The following is a 14,420-nucleotide window of genomic DNA, read 5'->3' as shown; positions in this document are numbered from 1 at the left end:
TACCTGTGAGGTCAGCTTGACCATCATTGAACAAATGCCACGACACCCAACCGCACTCTTGTAGGCGGCGGCATTCCAGACCGGACATGAGCCTGGGAAACACAGCGTTCCACCACTCATGCGCAATCTAAACATTACAAACTGTAAGGTTCGACATTCTATCTCGTTTCGCGTTCCGTATCTGAAGGCGAATTTGGGACGACGAATTCGATGTGCGGATGCCGGGTCGCAGAAAGGGGGAAAAGAGGAATCGATCGGACGCACGCAGCGTACCACTGCTCAGAGCGTAAGAAAGAGTAAAAGGGGCGTAAGGCTGAATTCGCCAGGCAGCGACAGCGGTTATGCCGATTACCGTGGTTACCGCGATTGCGATTGGGTAATTGCGGCAGTTGTGCCGGTTACAGAAATTGCGCGGGCTACGGCGATTATGCCAGTGACGGCGATTGGGGCCGTTACAGCAGGTACGGCAGGCGAGCCGTCTTTCCCCGTTCGCCTGCCACCAGCCCGCAAAAACTTACTTATTGACTAGCTGAGCCGGCATCGTCAGCGTCAGCAACGCACCCACGACCAATGAGGCGGCCAGCATATACATGCCGCTGTTGGTGCTATGGGTCAGATCCCTCAACCAGCCCACCATGAACGGACTGACAAAGCCGGCCAGATTGCCCAGCGAATTGATCAGTGCGATTCCGGCTGCAGCAGCGGTGCCTCCCAGAAACGCAGTCGGCAAGCTCCAGAACAGCGGCAATGTCGTCAGGATACCCACCGTGGCCAACGTCAACGCGGACATCGAGAGCCACGTATTGTCACCGAAAAAGGTGCTCAAAAGCAGGCCGATAGCGCCCACCACACCGGGAATCGCCACGTGCCAGCGGCGTTCGCGCAAACGGTCCGCGCTACGTCCGATCAACACCATCGCAACAGCCGCGACCGCATACGGAACGGCGGTCAGCATCCCGATGTCGAGCGTGCCTTTGACGCCGGTGGCCTTGATGATCGTCGGCAGCCAGAAGCCAACGCCATACAGCCCCATCACGAAAGAGAAATAGATCAACGCGCACACCCAGACGCGCGGATTGGCAAATGCCTGGCCCAAGGTGCCATCGCCCTTCTCTTTGTCTTCGACACCGATTTTGGTGGCGATCAAGTTCTTCTCTTCGTCAGTCAACCATTTGGCGTCGGCCACCCGATCCTGCAGGTAAGCGATCGTCGCCAAGCCCAGCACGAGCGACGGAATCGCCTCGATGATGAACATCCACTGCCAGCCGGCAAGGCCGTAGACCCCAGGCATGCTCTGCATGACCCAACCCGACAACGGACCGCCGATGACACCCGACAGCGCGATCGCCGTCATGAACAGCGCAGTGATCTTGCCGCGGCGATTGGCCGGATACCAGTAGGTCAGGTAAAGCACCACGCCAGGGAAAAAGCCGGCTTCGGCCACCCCGAGCAAAAAGCGCATCACATAAAACATGACGGGCCCGTTCACGAAAACCATCGCACCCGAAACAATGCCCCAAGTCACCATGATCCGAGCGATCCAGATACGCGCGCCGACCCGATGCAAGATCACGTTGCTCGGCACTTCGAAGATGAAGTAGCCGATAAAGAAGATCCCTGCGCCCAGACCAAATACCGTATCGCTAAGCTGCAAGTCGGTAGCCATCTGCAACTTGGCGAAGCCGACGTTGACGCGATCCAGGTAGGACGCGACGTAACACAGGAATAACAGCGGCAGGATGTGCCAAGTGACCTTGGCGTAGGTGCGTGCCTCGAACGAGTCGGTATCGCGGCCCGTAGACAGCGGGACGCCAGGGGTAGTAGACATGTCTCTCTCCGATTGGCTTAAGCCACTTGTTTTTTTATCGATGCACTTTTCGACGCGCGACGGGTCGAATCGGCCCGCCGCCGCGTGATGTAAGACTACCAGAACATTTTGGCTCACTACCTAGGTACAAACTCGGTAGGCAAACCGGTTCCTCACACGCAACGCCCTCCATCCACTTCCAGGCACACCCCGGTAATGAACTCGGCCTCGTCGGAGGCCAGATACAAACATGCGTTGGCGATATCCTGCGGTGTCGAAAAACGCCCCAGCGGTATCGTCGCGGTGAATTTCTTGCGGTTTTCGGGGGTGTCGGGCACGCCCATGAATTCGGCGACGAGGCCGGTGGCAGAGATCACCGGGTTGACGCAATTCACACGGATGTTCTCCGGGCCCAGCTCGGCCGCCATCGATTTGCTGGTGGTAATCACCGCGCCCTTGGTGCCGTTGTACCAGGTCAGCCCGGGGCGCGGACGGATGCCCGCGGTCGACGCGATGTTGACGAACACGCCGCGGCCTACCTTGCGAAAATACGGCACGATATGCTTGGCGCTCAGGTAAATGCTTTTTACGTTGATCGCATAGATCCGGTCGAACTCGTCTTCCTCGACTTCCAGCATGGGCCGATTGCGGTGCGTGGTGCCAGCATTGTTGACGACGATATCGAGGTGCCCATAAGCCTCGAGCGTCGCCGCAAGCATGGCCGCAACCTCGGCGCTTTTCGACACGTCGACTTTGACAAAATGCGCGTCGCCGCCCGCCGCCCTGATTTCTTCGACCACACGCAGCCCGCCCGCTTCGCCGATATCGGCCACCATCACGCGTGCACCTTCACGCGCGTAGGTCTTGGCAATGCCTTCGCCAAAACCCGAACCGGCGCCGGTCACAATGGCTACTTTATTCTTTAAACGCATCTTGTCTCCTGGGGAAAGTAAAGCCCGTAAATCCGTAAAATCCGTCGGTAAAAAAACCTCGGTCAAAAACGTCCGTAAAACTCAACGCTCGTGACGATCATGAGGCGCTTGGCCGTCGCCCGATCAGTCGTGTTTGATGGCGATTGTTTTCAGCACGGTGAAACCGTACAGCGCTTCGAAGCCTTTCTCACGCCCATGCCCGCTGGCCTTCACGCCACCGAACGGCAATTCAACGCCGCCGCCCGCACCATAATTATTGATGAACACCTGACCGCTGCGAATCGCCCGAGCCAGACGCATCTGCCTGCCGCCATCGCGACTCCAGACGCTCGCCACCAAACCGAACTGAGTCGAATTCGCAAGCCGGATGGCATCCGCTTCATCCTCGAACGGCATGGCCGCAAGCACCGGTCCGAACACTTCTTCCTGGGCCAGCCTATGCTGGAACGGCACGTCGCGCAACAACACCGGCGCTTGATAAAAGCCCCCGGCTGGCGCTCCGTCGGCGACCTGTCCTTGCGCCGCGATCGCGATGCCGCTGCCCTTCGCTTCCTCCAAAAAACCAGCCACGCGTTCGAGCTGACTGCGCCGGATCAACGGGCCGCAGTCCAGATCCATCGAGGCCGAGCCTACCCGCAAGCGGCGAAACGCCTGCGCCACCCGCTCGAGCACCGGCTCGTAGGCGCTGCGCTCGATCAGCAGACGACTGCCGGCCGAACAAGTCTGCCCCGCGTTTTGCACGATGGCATTGATCACCACCGGCACCATCGCATCCAGATCGGCATCGGCGAATACCACTTGCGGCGATTTACCGCCGAGCTCCAGCGTCACCGGCGTGTGGTGCTCGGCGGCCGCGCGCACCACCACTTTGCCGATCGCAGGCGACCCCGTAAACGACACATGATCGATGTCCGGATGGCGAATCAGCAGATCGCCCGCTTCATGTCCGTAACCGGTCACCAGGTTGATCGTCCCCGGCGGAAAGCCCACCTGCGCCGCCAGTTCGGCTACCCGCAACAGCGACAGGCAAGCGTCTTCAGCCGGCTTGACCACGCAGGTGTTGCCCGCGGCCAACGCGCCGCCCACGCAGCGCCCGAAAATCTGCATCGGATAATTCCACGGCACGATATGCGCCGTCACGCCGTGCGGCTCACGCAGCGTCAGCACCGTATAGCCTTGCTGATACGGTATCGTTTCGCCGTGCAGTTTGTCCGCAGCGCCCGCATAGAATTCGAAGTAGCGCACGATCGCCGTGGCATCGGCACGTGCCTGCTTCAGCGGCTTGCCGCAATCGCGCGCTTCCAGTTGAGCCAGCTCTTCGTGATGCTCATGCAGGCTTTGCGCGAGCTTCATCAGCAAGCGTCCACGCTCAGCCGCCGCCAGCCGTCCCCAAGCACCTTCATAAGCACGTCGGGCAGCACCCACCGCCAGTTCGACATCGACCTGGTTGCCACGCGCGATGGCGTCGAAAATTTCGCCGCTCGATGGGTCGACCACCGGGATTTGCTCGCCCGAAGCTGGGGCGACCCAACGGTTATCGATGAAATGTTGTCGCATCTGTCTATACTCCCGCCGGGTCACCTGACCCTGTCTTTAATATGTTAAGCGGTTTGGTCACTCAACTGTATCGGGGTAGTCACGGGGCCGCGCGTTGATTATCCGATTCGCCTGGCGCCGATCCGTCACCTCGCGAGCGGACCCGATCTGCCGCGCCAGGACCTTACAGGCCGCTTGCACGGACACACATCGCTATGCACCCGCGCCTCGCGTGTGCTATTTTCCGATGCACCAACGGAGACTCTCATGCTGCGCTTTCTTGCCACTCTGATGACATTGCTTGCCACGGCCAGCGTGTCCGCCCAAACCGTGCAGCCGTCACAGCCGCCGGAAGTCTCGGGCGACTTCGTCGTCAATTCCTTCCAGTTCTCCGACGGCACGACACTGCCGCAGATCAAACTGCACTACGTCACGCTGGGCACGCCGCACCGCGACAGCCATGGTCGCGTCACCAATGCCGTACTGCTGTTGCACGGCACCACAGGCACCGGGAAAGCATTCCTGGCTGCGCCGATGCGCCGCGAATTATTCGCGCCGGGCCAGCCACTCGACGCGAGCCGCTACTACATCATCCTGCCCGACGGATTGGGCCGAGGCGGTTCGAGCAAACCGAGCGACGGCCTGCGCGCGCGCTTCCCGCACTACGGCTATAACGATGTCGTCGCCGCTCAGTACCAGTTGGTGACTCAAGGCCTGGGCGTCAATCATCTGCGACTTGTACTCGGCACCTCGATGGGCGGCATGCAGACCTGGATCTGGGGCGAACGTTATCCTGACATGATGGACGGCCTGATGCCCATTGCCAGTCAACCGATTCCGATGGCCGGGCGCAACTGGTTCTGGCGCCAGATGATCGTTTCGGCGATACGCACCGATCCCGATTGGCACAACGGCGATTACGCGCAGCAACCGGGGCAATGGGTACGGACCATGCCGATTTTCACGCTGATCACGCAAAACCCCGCACGCATGCAACTGGCCGCGCAAACGCGTGAGGCCGCGACGCAGCTCTACGATTCCACGGTAGCCGACGCGCGCCAGTTCGATGCCAACGATGTGCTGTACTGGTTCGAATCGTCGTGGGATTACAACCCCGAGCCCGAACTGGGCCGCATCAAGGCCAAGCTGTACGCCGTCAATTTTGCCGACGACCTGATCAATGCGGCCGATCTGAAGGTAATGCAGCGCATCATGCCGACCCTGCACGACGGGCGCTATGTGGAAATCCCCGAGACCGACCGATCATACGGTCATCAGACACTGGCGCATCCCGAAGTATGGAAGCCCTATCTGATCGATTTACTCAGCAGCCTGCCCGCGCAGTAAAATCGGAAAGACCAGTCGCTGCGACGCGCTGTGACAAATAAATAATCCATCCCCGGCGACCTCGAGTTGCACCGCAGGAGTTCGATATGTACATGCCCAAAGCATTCGAGGAAACGCGCATAGACGTGATGCATGGACTGATCCGCGAGCATCCGCTCGGACTGCTCGTCACAGTCGGCAGCGGCGGCCTGAATTTGAACCACATGCCCTTCGAAGTCGATCCTGCTCGCGGTCCATTCGGCACACTGCTATGCCATGTCGCGCGCAACAACCCGGTCTGGCAGGATTTCTCTAACGCGGTGCAACCGATGGTGGCGTTTCAAGGACCGAGCGTCTACGTCTCGCCTAACTGGTATGCGAGCAAGCGCGAACACCATAAGGTGGTGCCGACCTACAACTACGCGGTCGTGCATGCGCGCGGCGTGATGACTGTGATGGACGACGAGGATTGGGTACGCGGCATGGTCGAGCGTCTGACCCTGCGAATGGAGGCCGGCCAACCTCAGCCTTGGAAGGTCAGCGACGCGCCCGCCGATTTCATTGCCAGCCAACTTAAGCATATCGTTGGCATCGAGATCGCCATTACCGAACTGACAGGCAAATGGAAAGCCAGTCAGAATCGCCCGCTGGCTGACCAGCAGGGCGTGATCGCGGGACTGAAAACGCAGGATACCGACACAACGCAAGCCTTCGCCGAACTGATGCAAGCGAACGTTACCGACCATCCCGGGCGCCCCTAAGCGCGCCGCGAGCAGAACCTGCACGAGAATGTAACTGGATTCGGCTACGGTTACAGTCAAAGCGCCGTGCGCGCGATACAACCGTTGAAAGCGGGCGCAGCCGATGGCAAGATCGGGGGCGAATTCAGTTTTAGACTGAATTTCGCCCTTATTTTTGTGTCCAATCGAATTAGTACCGCCGTTTTTGGCACCCCTTATGCCACCATCTATGCCGCCGTTTACGCATAGCGGTGGACCGACACAAAACCCTAACACCGATCAAGCATCGACCTTGCCCTTGACCGACGTACGCCCCTATCTCAAGTCTCGCCCCAGCGCCGCCGGCGTCTGGGCTAAATCCGCCGCCGCGCTAGCAGTGATCGCCATCTTCGGGCTATGCGTGTGGTATTCGTTCACACATGGCGCGTTGGCGCAAGCGCGCGTCGGCATCACGCCCAGCCCGCTGAATTTGCTGGTGGCGACGTTCCCACCCGTCGGCTGCTGGGTCGCAGCCGCGTGGCCCACCCGGTTGCGCTGGTTCGCCGCGCTGGCCGGCAGCCTGTTGATCGTGGCGCTACTGTGTTCGCAACACGGACAGATCGGTCATATCCGGGAGTTGTGGTTGCTCGACCATCTGAGCGGTAACTTGGCGCTGGCGGCGTTGTTCGGTCATTCCTTGCGCCCGGGCCACAAACCGCTGGTGTCGCGGTTTGCGGAGCATCTGCATGGACCGCTGACGCCGTTGCAAAGCCGCTATACGCGACGGGTCACGGCGGGATGGACGTTGAACTTCCTGCTGGTGGCGGCGGTTTCGGTGTCGCTGTTCTTCAGCACCTCGTTTGCGCATTGGACCGAATTTGCGTGGTTTTCGGCGCTGCCGTTGTCGCTGTTCTGGTTTTTGTTGGAATTTGTCTGTCGCTGCCTTGTCATTCCTAAACACGAGCGCTCAAGTTTTATGGATACGCTGCGCGTGGTTTCGCATTGCGGGGTTCGTCCCGGGTCTGCCCGCGACGGCGCTTTGACGTCCCGTACACGCTGATCACTCAAACGCGCCACGGAAACTCGCTATGAAAACTTATCCGCTGATTGCGCACCGCACACCGGGCCAGGTCATCGCCTATCGCAACGGCAAGCCGATTACCGCAGCCCGCTTTCTGGCCGACGTCGCGGCTTTGGCCGAGCGTCTGCCGGCCGGCTCTCATGTGCTCAACGCGTGTGCCGATCGCTATCACTTCACGGTCGGGCTCGCCGCCATTTTATGGTCGGGCCGCATCTCGCTGTTGCCGTCTACGCATACTCCGGAAGCGATACGCGAGCTCGTGCACTTCGCGCCCGACGCGATCTGCTTGAGCGACAGGAACGACAACCCGATTGCGCTACCTCAATTCGTCTATCCGCTTGAGCTCGATGGCACCGATGCCGATGCCAGCGCGCAGGCCGCGCGCGCGACCCGCTTTGAAGTGCCCGAGATCGACGTCGCTCGCACGGTCGCGTTCGTTTTCACCTCCGGCTCGACCGGGGTCCCCGTCGCGCACCGCAAGACCTGGGGTTCGCTCGTGCTCAACGTGCGCGCTGCGGCAGCGCGCCTGGGCATAGACGCGACATGCCATACCACGCTGATCGGCACCGTGCCGCCGCAGCATATGTATGGATTCGAATCCACCGTGCTGCTGCCGCTGATCAGCGGAAATGCCTTTCATGCAGGCAAGCCGTTCTACCCCGCCGATGTGGTATCGGCACTTGAGGAAACGCCGCGCCCCCGTGCGCTAGTCAGCACACCTGTGCATCTTCGCTCCTTGCTGGCCGCAGGCGGCGAACTGCCTGCCGCCGACCTGTTGTTGTGCGCCACGGCGCCCCTGTCACGTGCGCTTGCGATTCAGGCGGAAGCCGGTTTTTCGGCGCCCTTGCTGGAAATATACGGCAGCACCGAGACCGGCCAGATTGCTACCCGACGCACCGCGATGAACGAGGTTTGGGAACTGATAGGCGCGGTGAACATCGAGCTGGCCGATCAACTTGTCTGGGCATCGGGCGGTCATATCGAGCAACCGACCCAGCTTGGCGACGTGATTGAGTTGCTCGACCCTGTGCCGGGTGCACCGCGCTCGTTCCTGCTGCACGGTCGCACTGCCGACATGATCAACATCGCGGGCAAGCGTTCGTCGATGGGCTACCTGAATCACCAAGTCAATGCGATACCCGGTGTAGTCGATGCAAGCTTCTACATGCCCGATGGCGACGAGGCCGATGTCGTAACGCGATTGAGCTGCTTCATCGTCGCCCCCACGCTGGATGCCGCCGCGGTGACGAAGCAGTTGCGCGAGCGCATAGATGCGGTGTTCTTGCCGCGTCCGCTGATCTTCCTCGATGCGCTGCCGCGCAACGATGCCGGCAAGCTGCCGCGCGATACCTTGCGCGCGCTACTGGAGACGCATGTGGCCCGCCGCGGCAATACAGCGAGCCCATCCGCCGGCGCTAATGGCGCTGATGGCGCGGGCAATGCACCCACTTCTGGCATCTCAAGCGCTGCGGACCCTGTGCACAGTTGGGTGATAGAGGCGGACCACCCTGCATTGGCCGGGCATTTCCCGGGGCAACCCGTGGTGCCGGGCGTGCTGCTGCTCGACGAAGCGCTGCATGCCATCGCCCTGCACTACCGGCTCTCGCCCGCTCAATGCGAACTGGGTCAGGTCAAACTGCTAAGCCCTGTCAGGCCAGGCGAACACCTAAGCTTGCGGCACACGCTCAAGCCGCGCGGCCACATCGATTTCGAAGTCCAGACCGCCGGCCGCGTGGTGGCACGCGGTAGTGCCACGCTGTCCGGTAAGGCGGGGCTATCATGAACCGGCCCAATCCCGTGCCGCGCGCCAGTGGTCGCGCCCGCAGTCGCACCGCCGGCGAGCCGGGCGCCGCGGCGCCCGCCGCAGCGTGGACCCAGCACAAGGAACGCAGCAGCCTGTTGATGTTGCGCGTCATGAGTTGGCTATCGTTGCGCCTGGGGCGCCGCCTCTCGCGGCCGCTGGTCTACGCCATTGCAGCCTACTTCGTGTGTTTTGCCCCGACCGCGCGGCGCGCCTCGCGCGATTATCTGAAGCGCGTGTTGCCGCGCAAGCCGACGCCATTGGATGGGTTCAAACAGGTGCTCGCGTTTGCGTCGACGATACATGATCGCGTCTACCTGATTAACGACCGCTTCGATCTGTTCCGGTTTCGCGCGGACGGCGAAGCACCGATGCGCGCGGTGCTGGCCAAGAACCGCGGCGCGTTCTTGATCGGCGCCCACCTGGGAAGCTTCGAAGCGCTCTCGGCAGTCGGGCGTAGCATGACCGGCACGCGCGCAACGATGCTGATGTTCGAGGAAAACGCCCGCAAGATCAATCAGACGCTGGCGGCCATCAATCCGCGCGCCACGGCCGACATCATCGGCATGGGCAACGTCGACTCGATGCTCAATGTGCGTCAGCGGCTCGACGAAGGCGGCATGGTCGGCATGCTGGCTGACCGCACGCCCGGCAATGAAGCGACCTTGCTGTTGCCGTTCCTGGGCGGTTACGCCGCGTTCCCGATCGGCCCGTTCCGACTTGCCGCGCTGATGGCGCGTCCGGTGTTGTTCATGGCCGGCATCTACGAAGGGGGCAATCGCTATTTCAGCCACTTCGAACTGATCGCCGATTTCAGCGAGCTGAGCGACGCCCCGCCGGCGCAGCGCACGGCCGAGATTCATGCAGCGATCGCGCGCTACGCCGCAATACTGGAGAAACATTGCCGCGCCACGCCTTACAACTGGTTCAACTTTTTCGATTTCTGGTCGCCCGCGCCTACGCTTGCGCAAGTGCACAGCGCGGCACCGCCGCCCGAGGAAAACGCATGAAGGATCAGACCGGCACGCGCACGGGGCGCCGCACGCACGCCAAAGCCCGCATCAGTCGCGGGCTGCTGGCCCTGGCGTCGGCGCTCGCACTCGGCACACCCGGCGTATTCGGCACATTCGGCGGCATGCTGCTGACCAGCTCGCCCGCCTACGCTCAAAGCTTCGACATCGACACACTGATGCACGCGCTCGCACAGCATAAATCCGGCCACGCCACCTTCACCGAGACCAAGACACTCTCGCTGCTCGATAAACCGGTTACCTCGTCGGGCGAACTTTCGTTTCGCGCGCCCGATCATTTTGAAAAACGCACCTTGCTGCCCAAACCCGAAACCCTCGTGGTGGACGGCGACACGCTCACCATAAGCCGCGATGGGCATGATCGCACGCTGTCGCTGGGCCAATACCCCGAGATCGCGGCGGCGATCGAAAGCGTGCGCGGCACACTGACCGGCGAGCGCGCCATATTGGAACAGTTTTACCAGATCGAAGTGAGCGGGAACGCTGCGCATTGGCGCCTGGTGCTGGTGCCCAAAGAAGCGCGCGCCGCCAAACAGATTGCGCAGATCACGCTGGCCGGGACCACCGCGGCCGACGGCGCAGCCGAACTGGACACGGTGCAGATCGACCAGACCAATCACGATCGCACCGTGACCAACATCACTGCCATTTCTGCGGCCGCTAACCCATGAGCGTCCGCTCGCGCAGCCGCGTCGCGCTCGTCATTTGGGCGCTGCTGATGGCGAGCTGTGCTGTCATGATCGCGCGCGCCCACTACACGGCTGACCTGTCAGCCTTTCTGCCCAACACACCCAGCCCAGAGCAGCAACTCATGGTGAGCTTGGTGCGAGACGGTCCGGCTTCGCGCACCGTATTGCTGGGCATCGATGGCGGCAGCGTGGAGCAACGCGCCAGCGCGTCGCAGCAACTGGCCGACGCACTGCGCCGCGATCCGCAATTCAGCACGATACAAAATGGCAATAGCCCGGCCGATGCACAAGCCCACGATCAGCAACTGGTGTTCGCGCATCGCTATCTGCTCAGCCCGGCCGTCGACGCGCAACGCTTCACCGCGAGCGGCCTGCATACCGCCATCGGCAATTCGATCGATTTGCTGAGTTCACCCGCCGGCATGTCGATCGCCCCGTTGCTCGCGCGCGATCCGACCGGCGAGACGCTGCAGTTGATCGATTCCTATAATCAAACGCTGCACCCCGCCAGCCGCCTCGGTGTGTGGAGCAGCCGCGATGGCCAGCGCGCGTTGCTGATCGTGCAGATTGCAGCACCGGGTTCCGATACCGATGCGCAACAGCAGGCATTGGCTGCGGTGCAACGCCAATTCGCGCGTGCCGCCGGTGCCGCCCCCTTGCATCTCGTGATCAGCGGGCCGCCCAGTTTCGCCGTTAATATCCGGCAGACCATACGCAGCCAAGTCATATGGCTATCGAGTTTGGGTAGCGGCCTGATCGTGGTGTTCCTGCTGTTTGTCTATCGCTCGCCCACGACGCTGCTGCTCGGCTTGCTGCCGGTGCTCAGCGGCGCTGCGGCCGGCGTAGCCGCGGTAAGTGCCGGCTTTGGCACCGTGCATGGGCTGACGCTTGGTTTCGGCACGACCCTGATCGGCGAAGCTGTCGATTACTCGATCTATCTGTTCATCCAGTCGGGGGTGGGCCTCTCTTATCCAACACAAAACTCGCCAACACAAAACCCGTCAACGCAAAACCTGGACCGGCGGCTAAGCGACTGGGTCAAGAACGCGTGGCCGACTGTGCGCCTGGGCACGTTGACTTCGATCTTCGGCTTTGCATCGTTGACCTTGTCGGGCTTCCCGGGTCTTGCGCAACTGGGCGTCTATTCGATTAGCGGGCTCGTCGTCGCGGCCGCCGTGACGCGCTGGGTATTGCCGGCGTTGATTCCGGCCAGCTTGCGGCCGCGCGACGTGACGGGCTTTGGTCGTCGCCTGATCCGCCTGATCGAACGCGCACGCCGCTGGCGCGCGGCGGTCGCGGTGTTGGCGCTCGCCGCTGTGGCGCTGCTGGCCTTGCACCACCACCGTTTGTGGAATACCGAACTGGCCGCGCTCAGCCCGATTTCTGCCGCCGATCAGGCACTCGATGCGCAGTTGCGCAGCGAATTGGGCGCACCCGATGCCGTGTATTTCGTGGTGGTGCGCGGCACCGACGTGCAAAGCGCCTTGCAAGGCGCCGAGCGCGTTACGCCTGCGCTGCACGCACTTGCCAGCGAAGGCGTGATTCAGAATTTCGAGAGCCCGAGCCGCTACCTGCCCAGCGTGGCGTTGCAACGTGCGCGCCAGGCCGCACTGCCTGAGCGGGCCGTACTGAGCGCCAACCTCGACCAAGCCACGCAGGGTTTGCCATTGCGTGCGACCAAGTTGAGTGGGTTTTTGGATGACGTCGAAGCCGCCCGACACGTGGCGCCGCTCACTCCTGCCGACGTGCACGGCAGTTCGCTGGCTGCAGCGCTCGATGCGCTGTTGTTATGTCATGCGAATCAATGCGATGCCCTTCTGCCTCTGCGCGCACCCTCGGGCGTGCCGGGCGGCATCGATCACGCACGTATCAGGCAGGCGCTGAATCAGTTGCAGCCCGAGTCACCGGGCGATTTGAAGCCCGAGTCGACGGACGGTGTGCAGGCCGAGGCGCCCGCTCAGCCGATTTTATTTATCGATTTGAAGGAACAGACCGACCGTCTCTACGCGGGCTACCTGCACCAGGCGATCTGGTTATCGGCGGCAGGCCTGATGGCGATTATTGTTTTGCTGGCGCTGGCGCTGCGCTCGGCGCGGCGCATGGTGCGCGTCATCGCGCCGCTGGCTGCCGCCGTGGTGGTGGTTGCCGCGTTACTGACGCTGAGCGGCGCGCAACTCACGCTGTTGCATCTGGTCGGCATGTTGTTGGTTGTCGCGCTCGGGTCGAACTACGCGCTGTTCTTCGAAGCGGCGCACGATCGCGATGCACGGGGCGACTCACAGGTCGATTCGCAGCTCGATCCTCGGGGCATGCAGCCGGCCACGGTGGCTTCCTTGCTATTTGCCAACCTGTCGACGATTGCCGGCTTCGGCGTTCTGGCCTTCTCGTCGGTGCCATTGCTGCGCTCGTTCGGCGAAACGGTCGCGCCGGGCGCATTGTTGGTATTGTTGTTCAGCGCCATGCTCAGTCGCCCACTCAGCTCCCTACTCACTCAGTCGACCAGTCCCCCTATAAGCCGCGCGACGAACAGCGCGACGTCCATTGCAGCGAAAGCGCATGCCGATGAAACGGAGGTGTTGCGATGAGCGAGTTTAAAACGGTGCATCGGCCCACCCCGGATGCGTACGGTGCGCGTCGCTGGCCGCTGACCACTCGGCCGCCGATCTGGCAAACGTCGGCAGCCATCCACGCGCTGGCGCTGGCCGGCTGCGTGCTGGCGCCCGCCGCATGGCCCTGGTGGCTAAGTGGCGTTGCGGCCAACCATATGGCGCTGTCCGCGGCAGGTCTGTGGCCGCGCTCGACGCTATTGGGCCCCAACTGGTCACGCTTGCCTGAATGCCCGGAAAACGCACGTGCGGTGGCGCTGACCATCGACGATGGCCCCGATCCGCAAGTCACGCCGCAGGTGCTCGACCTGCTCGATCGATACGCCGTCAAGGCGACGTTCTTTTGCATCGGCGCGCAAGCGCGCCGCTATCCGGCGCTGGCACGCGAAATTGTCGCGCGCGGCCATGCACTCGAAAATCATACTGAAACGCATAGGCATACGTTCTCTCTAATGGGAATTCGATCGCTGACCGCCGAGATTTCAGCAGGCCAACGCACCATTACCGATTTAACCGGCGTGCGCCCGGTCTTTTTCCGCGCACCGGCCGGTTTGCGCAACCCGCTGCTGGAGTCGGTACTGCGCCAACTCGATTTGCGACTGGCCTCGTGGACCAGGCGCGGGTTCGACACGCGCGAAGCGCGCGCGGAAGTGGTCAGCCAGCGCCTGCTGACGGGGCTGCGCGGCCGCGATATCTTGCTGCTGCACGACGGCCACTCGGCGCTGACCATGGACGGAACGCCGGTGATATTGAGTGTCCTGCCCACCTTGATCGAGGCGGTACAACACCAGGGTTTGCATTTCGTGACATTGCGAGACGCTCATGGCGTTTAGTCATGGCGTGGGCAACTGTTTCAAAACCGTGTCAGTTTTTTTGAGTGGCTACCTATGCG

At 62.0% G+C, this 14,420-nt stretch carries 11 protein-coding genes; 8 read left to right on the top strand and 3 right to left on the bottom strand.

What is annotated here, in order from left to right; translation table 11 throughout:
• Positions 1-514: 514 nt before the first annotated feature.
• From GSQ77_RS17490 to GSQ77_RS17480, 3 genes are all read right to left on the bottom strand, one after another.
• Complete coding sequence (locus tag GSQ77_RS17490; protein WP_158904052.1) at positions 515-1,828, bottom strand: MFS transporter; 1,314 nt, start codon at positions 1,826-1,828, stop codon at positions 515-517.
• A 152-nt stretch (positions 1,829-1,980) separates the two neighbouring features.
• A complete protein-coding gene (locus tag GSQ77_RS17485) occupies positions 1,981-2,739 on the bottom strand; it encodes an SDR family oxidoreductase (RefSeq protein ID WP_158904051.1) in 759 nt (252 codons plus the stop codon).
• A 123-nt stretch (positions 2,740-2,862) separates the two neighbouring features.
• Entirely contained in the window at positions 2,863-4,296 is a 1,434-nt protein-coding gene (locus tag GSQ77_RS17480) for an aldehyde dehydrogenase family protein (RefSeq protein ID WP_158904050.1), read from the bottom strand.
• 246 nt (positions 4,297-4,542) lie between these two features.
• On the opposite strand from GSQ77_RS17480, the gene GSQ77_RS17475 reads away from it, so the two are divergent.
• The 8 genes from GSQ77_RS17475 (at position 4,543) to GSQ77_RS17440 (ending at position 14,361) form a co-directional block, all read left to right on the top strand.
• Entirely contained in the window at positions 4,543-5,622 is a 1,080-nt protein-coding gene (locus GSQ77_RS17475; RefSeq protein ID WP_158904049.1) for an alpha/beta fold hydrolase, read from the top strand.
• Between the two features lie 86 nt (positions 5,623-5,708).
• Positions 5,709-6,362: an FMN-binding negative transcriptional regulator gene (locus tag GSQ77_RS17470; protein ID WP_158904048.1), complete on the top strand. Its 654-nt coding sequence runs from the start codon at positions 5,709-5,711 to the stop codon at positions 6,360-6,362.
• 196 nt (positions 6,363-6,558) lie between these two features.
• The gene (locus tag GSQ77_RS17465) at positions 6,559-7,380 is read left to right on the top strand and encodes a hypothetical protein (RefSeq protein WP_158904047.1); all 822 of its coding nucleotides are present in this window, start codon (positions 6,559-6,561) and stop codon (positions 7,378-7,380) included.
• A gap of 28 nt (positions 7,381-7,408) precedes the next feature.
• On the top strand, positions 7,409-9,184 hold the full coding sequence (locus GSQ77_RS17460; RefSeq protein ID WP_158904046.1) for an AMP-binding protein: 1,776 nt from the start codon (positions 7,409-7,411) through the stop codon (positions 9,182-9,184).
• Positions 9,181-10,212 carry an acyl-CoA synthetase gene (locus GSQ77_RS17455; protein WP_158904045.1) on the top strand — a complete coding sequence of 344 codons (1,032 nt, stop codon included), beginning with the start codon at positions 9,181-9,183 and terminating at the stop codon, positions 10,210-10,212. Before GSQ77_RS17460 ends, GSQ77_RS17455 begins: the two co-directional genes overlap by 4 nt.
• Positions 10,209-10,904 (top strand): LolA-related protein, encoded by a 696-nt coding sequence (locus GSQ77_RS17450; RefSeq protein WP_158904044.1) that lies wholly within the window; start codon positions 10,209-10,211, stop codon positions 10,902-10,904. The genes GSQ77_RS17455 and GSQ77_RS17450 overlap by 4 nt, the downstream gene beginning before the upstream one ends.
• Positions 10,901-13,507 carry an MMPL family transporter gene (locus GSQ77_RS17445; protein ID WP_158904043.1) on the top strand — a complete coding sequence of 869 codons (2,607 nt, stop codon included), beginning with the start codon at positions 10,901-10,903 and terminating at the stop codon, positions 13,505-13,507. Before GSQ77_RS17450 ends, GSQ77_RS17445 begins: the two co-directional genes overlap by 4 nt.
• Positions 13,504-14,361: a polysaccharide deacetylase family protein gene (locus tag GSQ77_RS17440; RefSeq protein WP_158904042.1), complete on the top strand. Its 858-nt coding sequence runs from the start codon at positions 13,504-13,506 to the stop codon at positions 14,359-14,361. The genes GSQ77_RS17445 and GSQ77_RS17440 overlap by 4 nt, the downstream gene beginning before the upstream one ends.
• Positions 14,362-14,420: the final 59 nt, after the last annotated feature.

Origin of the sequence: Burkholderia sp. L27(2015) (assembly GCF_009765705.1) — a bacterium.
GTDB lineage: Bacteria > Pseudomonadota > Gammaproteobacteria > Burkholderiales > Burkholderiaceae > LMUX01.
The sequence above is the reverse complement of the archived record's forward strand: the minus strand, read 5'-3'. Positions and strand labels throughout refer to the sequence as shown.